Genomic DNA, 11,774 nt, shown 5'->3' on the forward strand with positions numbered 1-11,774 from the left:
ACGGAGGCCAGAGGAATTCGGCTCCGGGGAGATCGCGGCATAAGCCGTCAAACCATTGCGCAGGGAATGCCGGAGTGCTTCGGCTGTACCTGTATGCTCGTGTGCGTTTTGCTTTGCGCATATTGCACACGAGACCGCGGGTGCAGCGTGCACCCGGCATTCCCTGCTCCCTCTCGTTGGGGAGACAAGTTTTCTTGGCAAAGCTCGGACGCAAGTCGCGTCGCGAGAACGCCGGCACACATTCACCTGTCATCGTCCGCGAAGGCGGACGATCCAGTATTCCAGAGGCAGCAGTGATGGAACCGATGAGCCGCGGCGTGCTGGATCCCCCGCATGCGCGGGGGATGACGATCGAGTGTTGGGTTGCTGTTGCCGCGTCATTGCGAGCCAACGGGGCGCGCATTCGCGCGACCCGTTGGCTCGCAATGACCCGGAGGGGCTGTGGCGTAACGGACACCCCGCATGTGTGGGATAGGAAATGCAATTGGGCCCGCGTCAAAATCTTCCACGCTACGCGGTCCGCACCCCGCCAGCCGCTAGTAACGCCCATGTGAGAGCCATCCTTTCAATCGCCCTTTGACAATGACTGACCAGTCAGTCATAATTAAAACATGACAAATGTAGCCGCCAAAAACCCGCGAAAAATCGCCGTCAAAGCGACCAGTCGCCGAGCCGGCGCGAAGGCATCGGCCAGATCGAACCTGCCGCCCAAACCCGCCTCCAACCGCGCCGAACGCGCGGCCGAGCGGCGCGGGGCGATCATCGAGGCGGCGATGGACGAGTTCATCGCGCGCGGATTTGCGGCGACGCGGCTTGACGACATCGCCAAGCGCGCTGGCGTCGCCAAGGGCACGATCTACCTGCACTTCAAGGACAAGGAATCGATGTTCGAGGAACTGATCCGCACCGCCATCGTTCCGCTGGTTGTGCGCCTCAGTTCGACGCCGCCGCCGCCCGGTGCATCGGTTCGCGACATGGTGGAGCTGTTCGCGCAAAACTTCATCAAGGAGGTTGCAAGCACACGGCGCGGCGATCTCGTGCGGCTGATCGTGGCGGAGGGGCCACGATTTCCAGCCGTGGCCGACTTCTACTATCGCGAGGTGGTGACGCGGGGGCTTACCGGAATGCGCGCGCTCATCGAACTCGGCATCAACAGGGGCGAGATCAAACAGAAGAACCTGGCGCAGTTTCCCCAGATCATGGTCGCGCCCGCGCTGATCGCCGTGATCTGGCAGAGCCTGTTCGGCAGGCACGCGCCGCTGGATGCGATCGCGATGTTTCGCGTGCATCTCGATCTGATTTTTGGCGAGCGGAGAATGGCATGACTTCGTCGCGAACGATAACGATCCTGGCCGCGCTGGCGCTTGCCGCTACGCTCGCGGGCTGCAAGGAGCGCCGGGATCCGGGCTTTCAGGGCTGGGTGGAGGCCGACATGATTTTTGTCAGCCCCGATGAAACCGGCCGCGTCACCAAGCTCAACGTGCGCGAGGGCGACGAGGTCAAGCCTGGCGATCACCTCTATTCGGTCGACGACGATCTGCAACTGGCGGACCTCAACCAGAACAAGGCGACGCTCGCGAATGCGCAACAGACCTATGACCGCGCGGCGTCGCTGAGCAAGACCGGCTCCGGCACGCAGGCCAATCTCGATTCCGCGACCTCGGCGTTGCGCGTGGCGGAAGCCCGCGTCAACACATCCCAGACGCGGCTGGCGCGGCGGCGCGGCTTTGCGCCGGTCGGTGGCACCATCCAGCAGATCTATTTCCGCGAAGGCGAGATGGTACCGGCGCAGCGGCCGGTGCTGTCGATCATGCCGCCCGGCAACATGAAGGTCCGCTTCTTCGTACCGGAGACCGAACTGCCGAAGCTTGCGATCGGCGATGAGGTGAGGGTGACCTGCGACAATTGCGCGCCCGATCTCACCGCGAAGATCTATTTCATCGCGACGACGGCGGAATATACCCCGCCGGTCATCTACAGCCTCGATGAACGCAACAAGCTGGTTTACCTGATCCAGGCGCGGCCGAGCCGGCCCGACGCACTGCGTGTTGGTCAGCCGGTCAGCATATTCCTCAATCCCCGGACGCCGGTGGCGGACAAGCGATGAATGCAGCGCCTGCATCAGCACCCGATATTGCCATCAATGTCGAGGGCCTTTCGAAGTCGTTCGGCGGCCGCGAGGTCGTGCATGATCTCTCGATGCAGGTGAAGCGCGGCTCGATCTACGGCTTCCTCGGACCCAACGGCTCCGGCAAGACCACGACCATTCGCATGCTGTGCGGGCTGCTGACACCGGATTCCGGCGAGGGCACGTGTCTCGGCTACGACATCCGGCGCGACGCCGACAAGATCAAGCGCCAGGTCGGCTACATGACCCAGCGCTTCAGCCTGTATCAGGATCTCTCGGTGCGCGAGAACCTCGAATTCGTCGCGCGGCTCTACGGCCTGCGCGACGCGCGGAGCGCGGCACGCGACATGATCCAGCGCATCGGCCTCAACGGCCGCGAGGAGCAGCTCGCCGGCGAGCTTTCAGGCGGCTGGAAGCAGCGGCTGGCGCTCGGCGCCTGCACGCTGCCCAATCCGCGATTGCTGCTGCTGGACGAGCCGACGGCCGGCGTCGATCCGAAGGCGCGGCGCGACTTCTGGAACGAGATCCACGCGCTCGCAGCCGATGGGCTGACGGTGCTGGTCTCGACCCACTACATGGACGAGGCCGAGCGCTGTCACGAGATCGCGTACATCGCCTATGGCCACCTGTTGGCGCACGGCACGGTGGACGAGGTGATTGCGAAATCCGCGCTGTCGACCTGGACAGTCTCCGGCGACGACCTCAACGGGCTTGCGGCCGAACTCGCCGGCAAACCCGGCGTTGACATGGTGGCGCCGTTCGGCACCAGCCTGCACGTCTCCGGGCGCGACAAGGCCGCGCTTGAGGCAACCATCGCCCCTTATCGCGACAAGAGAGGATGGCGCTGGGAGGACAGCGAGCCATCGCTGGAAGACGTGTTCATCGATCTCATGAACCGCTCAAAGGACAATTTCCAATGAGTGCAACCGATGCTGCCAGCCAAGATCGCGGCGTGCCGGAGCCTGCTTTCGGTTTCTGGCGGCGCAGCTACGCCATGCTGGTGAAAGAGTTCATCCAGCTCCGCCGCGACCGCGTCTCGTTTGCGATGATCGTGATGATACCGGTCATGCAGCTATTGCTGTTTGGCTACGCCATCAACACCACGCCGCGCCATCTGCCGACGGCGGTATTGATCCAGGAAGACAGCGACCTGGCGCGCTCGGTGCTGAAGGCGTTGGAGAACACTCGCTACTTCCGCTTTACCCGGGAGGTGCACAGCGTCGCCGAGTTCGACGAACTCCTGCAGTCCGGCAAGGTGCTGTTCGGGGTCGAGATCCCGCGCGGCTTCGAGCGGGCGGTGCGGCGCGGCGACCGCCCGGCGCTGCTTGTCGCGGCCGATGCGACCGATCCGGTTGCTGCCGGTTCTGCGCTCGGCACGCTTGGCGCGGTCGTGCAGACCGCGCTCGCGCACGACGTCCACATCGGCGATCCGCCGCAGCTTCCGTTCGAGATCAGGGCGCATGCCCGCTACAACCCGGCCGCGGAATCGCGGCTCAATATCGTGCCGGGCCTCGTCGGCACCATCCTCACCATGACGATGCTGATCTTCACCGCGCTGTCGGTGACGCGCGAGATCGAGCGCGGCACCATGGAGAGCCTCTTGTCGATGCCGATCAAGCCGGTAGAGGTGATGTTCGGCAAGATCATTCCTTACGTGATCGTCGGCTTCATCCAGGCTTCGCTCATCGTCAGCATCGGTGTGCTGCTGTTCGGAGTGCCCATCCTCGGCAGCGTGACACTGCTGGCCTTGCTGACAACGCTGTTCATCACCACCAACCTGTCGATCGGCTATACCTTCTCGACCATCGTGCAGAACCAGTTGCAGGCGATGCAGATGTCGATGATGTTCTTCCTGCCCAGCATTCTTCTGTCCGGATTCATGTTTCCATTCGCCGGCATGCCGGTCTGGGCGCAATATCTCGGCGAGGCTCTGCCGCTCACCCATTACATCCGCATCGTCCGCGCCATCATGCTGAAGGGCGCTGATCCTTCCAACCTGCAATACGACACGATTGCACTCATTGTACTGATGCTGGTGGCGATGACGATCGCCGTGACGCGCTTCCGTCGCACGCTCGATTGAGGTTATACATTTCGTAGTCATTCCGGGCGATGCGCAGCATCGAACTATGATGTGCTATAGCACATCTGAGAATCTCGAGATTCCGGGTTCACGCTGACGCGTGCCCCGGAATGACAAGGGGCTTCGATGGCAGGGTTCTGGGGCAAGGGGAAGAGCGACCAAGACACGGAAGTGTCGCCTGATTTCCAGCGCGCGTTGACACAGGAAGTGATGGCGACCGAGTTGCTCCGCATCAAGGCGCTGATCGGAACGACCGTCCTGTTGGCCGGCATACTCTGGACCGTCTACCTCCTCGCGCCCGAGAAGGTGAGCCAGATTTGGCACGGCAATCTCAAGCCGCACTATCTCTATTCGGTCATGGTGCCGTTCATCCTGTTCGAACTCTGGGTGCATGGCGCGATCACCCGGCACATGCGTCAGGGCCGTGATCTGCCCTTGTTCCGGCGCTATCTCGGTGCGCTGATCGAGACGTCGATGCCGACGGTTGCGCTGGCGCTGCACATCAACAGTATGGGATCGGTCGCCGCGCTCGGCTTCGTGGTCCCGATGACCTATTTCATCTTCATCATCCTCTCCACGCTGCGGCTGGATTTCTGGCTCTCCACCTTCACCGGTTTCGTCGCGGCGGCGGAGCTGTTTGCAATGGCGATTTTCTATCACCCCGATCCCAGTCAGGAGGCCAGCGTCTTCTATCACGCCGCACGCAGCCTGATCCTCCTGGTCTGCGGCGTGCTCGCCGGCGCCGTCGGGCACCAGTTGCGGCGGCAGTTCGAAAAGAGCATCAAGGCCGCCACGGCGCGCGATCGCATCACCAACCTGTTCGGCCAGCACGTCTCGCCACAGGTGGTTGAACGCCTGATGGCCGAGGGCACCAAGACCGACAGCGACATCCGCCGCGTTGCCGTCATGTTCGTCGATTTCCGCAGCTTCACCGCAGGCGCGCGCAGCCGCACGCCGCAGGAGGTGGTGGAGCGGCTCGACGGCGCCTTTGCCGTGCTGGTCGATATTCTTGATCGGCACGGCGGCATCGTGAATAAATTTCTGGGCGACGGATTCCTGGCGTTGTTTGGCGCGCCGCTGGAAGCGCCGGACCCGGCGCACCGGGCGGTCGCAGCAGCGCGCGAAATGCTGGAAGCCAATGAACGGGCCAACGAGGCGACGAGCTGGCCGCTGCGCATCGGCATCGGCATTCACCTCGGCGAAGTCGTCGCTGGCAGCATCGGCTCGCCGCGGCGCAAGGAATACACAGTGATCGGCGACACCGTGAACTTTGCCTCGCGGCTTGAAGCGCTCAACAAGGACTTCAATACACAATTCCTGATCTCGGAAGCGGTTCGCGATGCGCTCGGCGACGCCTGTGGCGATGCCGTCGCACTCGGTGAGGTCGAGGTCAGGGGCTATGAGCGGCCGATGGCCGTGTGGCGGCTGGGATAAGAGGGAGTATTGAAATGAACCGGCGTTACGTCACCGTCGATGTGTTCACCGATCGCGCCTTCGGCGGCAATCCGCTTGCCGTGGTGCTCGATGCTGGCGGGCTGTCGACCGAGCAGATGCAGGCGATAGCCAGAGAATTCAATTATTCGGAGACGACCTTCGTGCTGCCGCCGCGCGACCCCGCACACGACGCGCAGGTTCGCATCTTCACGGTGAACCGCGAGATACCCTTCGCCGGCCATCCCAATGTCGGCACCGCCTTCGTGCTGGCGACGCAGGCCGCAAAGCCGCCGGCGCGGCTGTTGTTCGAGGAGGGGGCTGGCCTCGTGCCGGTCGAGGTTGCGACCGAGCAGGGCAGGGTTGCCAGCACCGAATTCACGGCGCCGCAGCCGCTGAAGCGGATGTCGCAAGTCAGCGCCGAGCAGGCGGCGGCGCTGCTTTCGCTCTCGGCGAGCGACGTGCGAACCGACCGGCACCCGCCGCAGGTCATCTCGGTGGGGCTGTCGTTCATCGCTGTCGAACTCGCTTCGCGCGATGCGCTGCGGCGGGCGAAGCCGGATGCAGCGGCATTCGAAAGGACATTTCCATGCGACGGCAGCGATGCGGTCTATTTCTACACCCGCGACGTGCCATCTGACGAAAAGCCCTGCGACCTTCAGGCGCGGATGTTCCATCCCGGCTCGAGCGGCTTGTCCGAAGATCCCGCGACCGGCAGCGCAACGGCGGCCGCGACAGCGCTGCTCGCCGATCTCGACGATACAAAAGACGGCGAACTGAGATTGAAGATCGGGCAGGGAGTCGACATGGGCCGGCCGAGCCTGTTGCTGACGCGCGTCCGCAAGCAGAACGGCAAGATCACTTCCATTCATGTCGGCGGCGCTTGCGTGAAGATGATGGAGGGAACGTTCCGGCTTGAAGGGAAGGAGTGACGGCTTCGTAGCCCGGATGAGCGAAGCGACATCCGGGACAAACACGAGCACCGGCCCCGGATATCGCTGCGCTCATCCGGGCTACGAGCCCTAAACCTGCGGCGCCACCAGGTTCTCCACCTTCACGCCCTCGCGCTCCTCGATGATCTCTGCGATCCATTGCCGGTGACAATGGGAATGATCGCGCTCATAGCAGAGAATGCAAACCGGACCCGATTGCTTGACCAGCGCCGACAGCTCGTCGAGCTCCTCTTTCGCCTGGGCCGTCTTCAGATGCTTGGAATAAATCCTATGCAGCAGATCGAACTTGCCGCTGCGCGCCGCCTCGCGGCCCTCCTTCGGCGTGCCCAGCCCCTTGAGGTGCAGGTAAGAGATGCCGCGCTCATCGAGCCCGGCCGCGAGTTGATTCTTGGAGAAGCCCGGCCGCCGCGACGACGCCACGGCGCGCACGTCAACCAAAAGCTTGACGCCAGCCTCCTCCAATTCGTCGAGCACCGCCTTGGCCGGCGTCTGCTCGTAACCGATGGTGAAGAGGCGTTTGGTCTTGCGGGCCATGTCGATATCCGGTGCGCTGATCTGTCGCCAGGAAGCTAGGGCAGCGCTGACATGATTTCCATATCCCGCGTTGCCGCCGGGCACCGCCTATCGCATAGTCCCTGGAAAGAGCCTGTTGAAGGCCTGATCTGCCAGGGGGGAATATGATGAACCGATTTTGCCGGACGCTCAGATGGCTGCTCACGCTGCTCGTATGCGGCATCGCCGCGGCGCACGCCCAGTCCGGCTATCCCGACCGCCCGGTAAAGATCATCGTCCCGATCGGCCCCGGCGGCAGCTACGACCTGGTCGGGCGGCAGCTTGCGGATGCGCTATCGAAGCGGATGGGGCAGGCCTTCGTGGTCGAGAACAAGCCGGGCGCCGGCACCGTTGTCGGTACGCAGGCGGCCAGCCAGAGCGAGCCGGACGGCTATACGCTGGTGGTCGGCGGCCTCTCCAACATGGCCTTCAACTCGGCGCTCTACTCCAAGCTCGGTTACGATCCGCGCAAGGACTTCGTGCCGGTCGCGCTGATCTACAAGTTCGGTTACGTCATGGTCGGCCGCAAGGATCTGCCGCACGCCAAATTGCACGACATCGTCGCAGCGGCGAAAGCTAGCCCGGGCTCGATCTCCGTAGCGACGGCCGGCGTCGGTACCGGCCAGCACCTGGTGGCGGCCGCGTTCATGAAGGCGGCAGGCGTGAAATTCCAGGAGATACCCTACAAGGGTTCGCCGCCGGCCTTCACCGATCTGCTCGCCGGCCGCATCGACCTGTTTTTCGATTCGATCGCCGCGGGATTGCCTTACGTGCAATCAGGCCAGGCGCGGGGCATTGCCGTCTTGTCGTCGAAGCGCAGCCCGCTGGCGCCTGACGTGCCGACCATGTCTGAAGCCGGCGTTTCCGGCCTCGATGTCGACTCCTGGCTCGGCATATTCGCACCGGCCAAGACCCCGCCCGAGGTCATTACAAAACTGCGTCGGGAAATCCGGGCCTCGCTGCCCGAACTCAAGGAGCGCTTTGAGAAGAGTGGTGGCGAGGTGTGGGATCTCGCCGACGACAAGCTCGACGCCTTCGTCGCGTCCGAATATGAGAGCTGGACAAAACTGATTCGCGAGGCCGCGATAAAGCTCGACTGAGCACCTCGGCTACTTGACGCGCTCGATCAATTCCATCGCGCCCGCCGGTGCGCGTATCTTGCCCTCGTGAATTACATACGCAAACACGTCGCGCGGCATCTTCTTCGGCTTGGCCTTGTCGACCCGCGGCAGGTCGTCGGGCTCGCCGCCGCTGGCCCAGTCCTGGAAGCGCTTGGCCCAGGCGTCGAGCTGTTTCGGCGGATAGCAGGTCTTGATCTCGTCATTGCCCTTCTGCAGCCTCGCATAGACGAAGTCGCTGGCAACGTCGGCAATCGCCGGATATTTGCCGTGCTCGGCGAACACGACAGGCGTCTCGAATTGGCGCAGCAGCGCGATGAATTCCGGCACACAGAAACTGTCATGCCGCACCTCGACGACGTGGCGCAGCGCGCGGCCCTCGAGTCTACGCGGCAGAAGTTCGAGAAACTTGCCGAAATCGGCCTCGTCGAATTTTTTGGTGGGCGCGAACTGCCAGAGCACAGGACCGAGCCGGTCACCAAGCTCCAGCACGCCGGAATCGTAGAAGCGTTTGACGGAATCGCCGGCTTCCGCCAGCACCCGACGATTGGTCGCAAAGCGCGGCCCCTTCAATGAAAATACGAAACCATCGGGCACCTCGCGCGCCCATTTGCGAAAGCTCTCCGGCTTCTGCGAACCGTAGTACGTGCCGTTGATCTCGATCGAAGTAAGCTTTGACGCGGCGTAGGACAGCTCCTTCGACTGAGCCAGCTTCTCCGGATAAAACACCCCGCGCCACGGCTCGAAGGTCCAGCCGCCGATGCCGATATAGATGCTGCCGCTGTTCTTCGCGGTCGATTTCGCAGGCTTGCTCACGGGATAGCTCGTCGGGAAATGGGAGAAACGGGGCCGGGCGATGTTAACTAAACCGGCCCTGATTGGCCAGTTTGTTGCTCAGGACGACGAAGCTCCAGGAAGGCTCGAAAAAGAGGCCCCGGAAAACCGAGGCCTCGCGCTTCGTTCATTGCATCGTCTTGATATGAGCCTAGCGCTTGCCCTGCGTTGGCGGCGCCTTCCCCGCCAGTCCCTTGAAGGGGTCGAGGGTTTGCCTCGCAAGGCGGGTGTGGAGTTCGCAGATCCTCTGCGACTCGGAAACCGAGGTCTCGTAAGCCCGCTTCATAAATTCGGTCTGAACCGTCATCGCCTTGTCGAGCGAACGAACTCCGCTGAGCTGCTCGACAAATGAGCCGAACTCCTCGAACGATTTCCTGGTGTAGTCGCGATAGGCGTTCGCGATGGTCTGCAGGCTCACCGGCGCGGGCTCGGCCGGCGCGGGTTTGGCCGTGGGAGGCTCGGCGGGCGAGGGGGCTGCATCCGGCGTGGGCTCAGGCGCGGCGGTGACGGCCTCGACTGGCGCAACGGCTTCGACCGGCTCAGCGACGAGCGGTGGTTGGTCCCCCACCGGGCTTTCCACGACGGCCGGCTCCGGCTGCGGTTGCAGGGTCTGATCCGGGCTTTGCGGTTGAACGGGTTCCGGGCTCTGCAATTCGACAGGCGCGGGGCTCTGGCCGACGGTCGGCTTCTTCTTGCGCTCGCCTTTGCCTTTGCGCCGCCCGGATTTGCCGGCCGGCTTGGTGTCATCTGTCGTCGACATTGCTTTCCCCTATTCCCTGTCAAATCAAAGGTCGAGACTCCGCCATGTTTACGCTAGAATCGCGGTTGTTGCTTGTCAGTTGCGCGGCGCTCGCGTGGTGAGATTTTGGAGGCCGGTGCTGGCGGCCCGTTTTGTCGATGGCTCATGCCGGGACTACTCCTCCATACGTTCTTTCCGTGATATCAGTTCCCGTTCAGGCGTAGGGAAAATTGAGTATGAATTCGCAATCAATCGCTGGTCTTTTGGGAGCCATCGTCGCTTCAATCGTGATGGTGGTCGCAATTGCCTACGGGCCGATCGGCCAGTACGGAAAGCCCGCCAAGCCGGCCAGCGTCCAGCAGGCCGCGCCGGCGGTTCAACAGGTTCCCGCGGCGCCGGCCCCGCGCGGGCCGGTGATTCGGGAAGTACCGAACTAGCTGATACCCGCTTGCGGAACGACGGTGGCGTTCCTATTTGGAACCTAACGGCGACGTTGACGCGTTAAAGCTCCGGCGCTGGGACGACCATGAATAGCCTGGCAGCGCCGGACGTACGCGTGCCTCTGTTCGTGGTCGTTGGCATTTTCAGAGCATTTTCAAGCGACGCATCCTTCGAATCCGACCCGGCGAGGCTACTGATTCGCCAGCGCCGGATAGACACCGGTTGATTTCATCCCCGTTTTCACCGTCCGGTCACCTCGTTCCTGAAGCTCGCCTTGGCAGGTTAGCCGGCTACGGATATACGCTGCCGGTCATGCATGACACCATTAAACCCGGCCCCGAAACCCCGTCGCAGGCCGGTTTGCCTGAGCTTTCGGTCGTTGTCCCCACCTTCAACGAGCGCGATAACGTCACCGTGCTGTACCGGCGACTGGATGCCACGCTGGTCGGCATTGCCTGGGAAGTGGTCTTTGTCGACGACAACTCCCCTGACGGTACGTGGGAGGTGGTGCGGGCGCTGGCGCGAAATGATTCCCGCGTCCGCTGTATCCGCCGGATCGGACGGCGCGGATTGTCGGGCGCGTGCATAGAGGGCATCTTGGCCTCCAGCGCGCCCTATGCGGCGGTGATCGATGCCGACCTGCAGCACGACGAGACGCAACTGCCGAAAATGGTTGCGTTGCTGCGCAGCGGCGAGGCCGAGCTTGTGGTCGGCAGCCGCTATATCGAAGGCGGTAGCGCCGACAGTTTCAACAAACAGCGGGCAGGGGCCAGCCAGCTTGCGACCGAGGTCGCCAAGCGCACGCTGAAGGTCGAGGTTGCCGATCCCATGAGCGGCTTCTTCATGATCCGCCGTGACCGTTTTGAGCAACTGGCGCCGCAGCTCTCGACCCAGGGATTCAAGATACTGCTCGACATCATCGCGACCGCGCAAGGCAAGCTGCGCACCGTCGAGATTCCCTACACATTCGGTTCGCGCCAGCATGGCGAGAGCAAGCTCGATTCCATGGTCGCGCTTGACTTCCTCGGCCTGGTGCTGGCCAAGCTGACACACGACGTGGTCTCGCTACGCTTCATCTTGTTCGCGATGGTTGGAGGTACCGGCCTGGTGGTGCATCTCGTGGCGCTGTTCATCGCGCATGAGATCTTCAAAGAGCCGTTTGCCGAGGCGCAGACCGCCGGCGCGCTGGTCGCCATGACCAGCAATTTCATCCTGAACAATTTCCTCACCTATCGCGACCAGCGGCTGAAGGGATTTGCGATCCTGCGCGGCCTGTTACTGTTCTATCTCGTTTGCGGCGTCGGCCTGCTCGCCAATGTCGGTGTGGCGTTCTCGGTCTTCGAGCAGGAGCCGATCTGGTGGCTGGCGGGACTTGGAGGCGCGCTGATGGGCGTGGTCTGGAACTATGCGATGTCAGGCCTGTTCGTCTGGCGCAGGCGATGATCCATAGCGTTTTCAAGCGAAGCATGCCCTCGGACGTGATCCGGGGATGGAT

The 11,774-nt window shown here is 62.9% G+C and carries 12 protein-coding genes; 9 read left to right on the forward strand and 3 right to left on the reverse strand.

All coding sequences use genetic code 11. The features are described from left to right. Positions 1-611: 611 nt before the first annotated feature. The 6 genes from J6524_RS19170 to J6524_RS19195 all read left to right on the forward strand — a co-directional run bounded on the left by J6524_RS19170 (position 612) and on the right by J6524_RS19195 (position 6,574). A complete protein-coding gene (locus J6524_RS19170) occupies positions 612-1,325 on the forward strand; it encodes a TetR/AcrR family transcriptional regulator (RefSeq protein ID WP_225673274.1) in 714 nt (237 codons plus the stop codon). Then, positions 1,322-2,107: an HlyD family secretion protein gene (locus J6524_RS19175; protein WP_225673275.1), complete on the forward strand. Its 786-nt coding sequence runs from the start codon at positions 1,322-1,324 to the stop codon at positions 2,105-2,107. The genes J6524_RS19170 and J6524_RS19175 overlap by 4 nt, the downstream gene beginning before the upstream one ends. After that, positions 2,104-3,048: an ABC transporter ATP-binding protein gene (locus tag J6524_RS19180; RefSeq protein WP_225673276.1), complete on the forward strand. Its 945-nt coding sequence runs from the start codon at positions 2,104-2,106 to the stop codon at positions 3,046-3,048. The genes J6524_RS19175 and J6524_RS19180 overlap by 4 nt, the downstream gene beginning before the upstream one ends. After that, positions 3,045-4,211: an ABC transporter permease gene (locus tag J6524_RS19185; RefSeq protein WP_225673278.1), complete on the forward strand. Its 1,167-nt coding sequence runs from the start codon at positions 3,045-3,047 to the stop codon at positions 4,209-4,211. Before J6524_RS19180 ends, J6524_RS19185 begins: the two co-directional genes overlap by 4 nt. Positions 4,212-4,337: 126 nt before the next feature. Further along, complete coding sequence (locus J6524_RS19190) at positions 4,338-5,645, forward strand: adenylate/guanylate cyclase domain-containing protein (protein WP_225673280.1); 1,308 nt, start codon at positions 4,338-4,340, stop codon at positions 5,643-5,645. A gap of 14 nt (positions 5,646-5,659) precedes the next feature. Further along, positions 5,660-6,574 (forward strand): PhzF family protein, encoded by a 915-nt coding sequence (locus J6524_RS19195; RefSeq protein WP_225673282.1) that lies wholly within the window; start codon positions 5,660-5,662, stop codon positions 6,572-6,574. A gap of 90 nt (positions 6,575-6,664) precedes the next feature. On the opposite strand, the gene J6524_RS19200 is transcribed toward J6524_RS19195, so the two are convergent. Then, complete coding sequence (locus tag J6524_RS19200; protein ID WP_225673284.1) at positions 6,665-7,129, reverse strand: DUF488 domain-containing protein; 465 nt, start codon at positions 7,127-7,129, stop codon at positions 6,665-6,667. 146 nt (positions 7,130-7,275) lie between these two features. Here J6524_RS19200 and J6524_RS19205 point away from each other — a divergent pair, with 146 nt between their 5' ends. Continuing rightward, positions 7,276-8,247, forward strand: coding sequence for a Bug family tripartite tricarboxylate transporter substrate binding protein (locus tag J6524_RS19205; RefSeq protein ID WP_225673286.1), 972 nt, complete (start codon positions 7,276-7,278; stop codon positions 8,245-8,247). 9 nt (positions 8,248-8,256) lie between these two features. Here the strand turns inward: J6524_RS19205 and J6524_RS19210 are convergent, their stop codons facing one another. Then, positions 8,257-9,081 (reverse strand): DUF72 domain-containing protein, encoded by an 825-nt coding sequence (locus J6524_RS19210; RefSeq protein WP_225673288.1) that lies wholly within the window; start codon positions 9,079-9,081, stop codon positions 8,257-8,259. 169 nt (positions 9,082-9,250) lie between these two features. Beyond that, on the reverse strand, positions 9,251-9,859 hold the full coding sequence (locus J6524_RS19215; RefSeq protein WP_225673289.1) for a phasin family protein: 609 nt from the start codon (positions 9,857-9,859) through the stop codon (positions 9,251-9,253). Positions 9,860-10,074: 215 nt separating this feature from the next. On the opposite strand from J6524_RS19215, the gene J6524_RS19220 reads away from it, so the two are divergent. Further along, a complete protein-coding gene (locus tag J6524_RS19220) occupies positions 10,075-10,275 on the forward strand; it encodes a hypothetical protein (protein WP_225673291.1) in 201 nt (66 codons plus the stop codon). Between the two features lie 316 nt (positions 10,276-10,591). Further along, a complete protein-coding gene (locus J6524_RS19225) occupies positions 10,592-11,722 on the forward strand; it encodes a glycosyltransferase (protein WP_225673293.1) in 1,131 nt (376 codons plus the stop codon). The last annotated feature ends 52 nt before the right edge of the window (positions 11,723-11,774 follow it).

The sequence above is a fragment of the Bradyrhizobium hereditatis genome (assembly GCF_020329435.1).
In the GTDB taxonomy this organism is placed as follows: domain Bacteria; phylum Pseudomonadota; class Alphaproteobacteria; order Rhizobiales; family Xanthobacteraceae; genus Bradyrhizobium; species Bradyrhizobium hereditatis.

What these genes read in the sequence shown, in the direction of transcription:
- J6524_RS19180 (WP_225673276.1), top strand. Translation starts at nt 2,104, where the DNA reads ATGAATGCAGCGCCTGCATCAGCACCCGATATTGCCATCAATGTCGAG.
- J6524_RS19195 (WP_225673282.1), top strand. Translation starts at nt 5,660, where the DNA reads ATGAACCGGCGTTACGTCACCGTCGATGTGTTCACCGATCGCGCCTTC.
- J6524_RS19220 (WP_225673291.1), top strand. Translation starts at nt 10,075, where the DNA reads ATGAATTCGCAATCAATCGCTGGTCTTTTGGGAGCCATCGTCGCTTCA.
- J6524_RS19205 (WP_225673286.1), top strand. Translation starts at nt 7,276, where the DNA reads ATGAACCGATTTTGCCGGACGCTCAGATGGCTGCTCACGCTGCTCGTA.
- J6524_RS19185 (WP_225673278.1), top strand. Translation starts at nt 3,045, where the DNA reads ATGAGTGCAACCGATGCTGCCAGCCAAGATCGCGGCGTGCCGGAGCCT.
- J6524_RS19200 (WP_225673284.1), bottom strand. Translation starts at nt 7,129, where the DNA reads ATGGCCCGCAAGACCAAACGCCTCTTCACCATCGGTTACGAGCAGACG.
- J6524_RS19215 (WP_225673289.1), bottom strand. Translation starts at nt 9,859, where the DNA reads ATGTCGACGACAGATGACACCAAGCCGGCCGGCAAATCCGGGCGGCGC.
- J6524_RS19170 (WP_225673274.1), top strand. Translation starts at nt 612, where the DNA reads ATGACAAATGTAGCCGCCAAAAACCCGCGAAAAATCGCCGTCAAAGCG.
- J6524_RS19190 (WP_225673280.1), top strand. Translation starts at nt 4,338, where the DNA reads ATGGCAGGGTTCTGGGGCAAGGGGAAGAGCGACCAAGACACGGAAGTG.
- J6524_RS19225 (WP_225673293.1), top strand. Translation starts at nt 10,592, where the DNA reads ATGCATGACACCATTAAACCCGGCCCCGAAACCCCGTCGCAGGCCGGT.
- J6524_RS19175 (WP_225673275.1), top strand. Translation starts at nt 1,322, where the DNA reads ATGACTTCGTCGCGAACGATAACGATCCTGGCCGCGCTGGCGCTTGCC.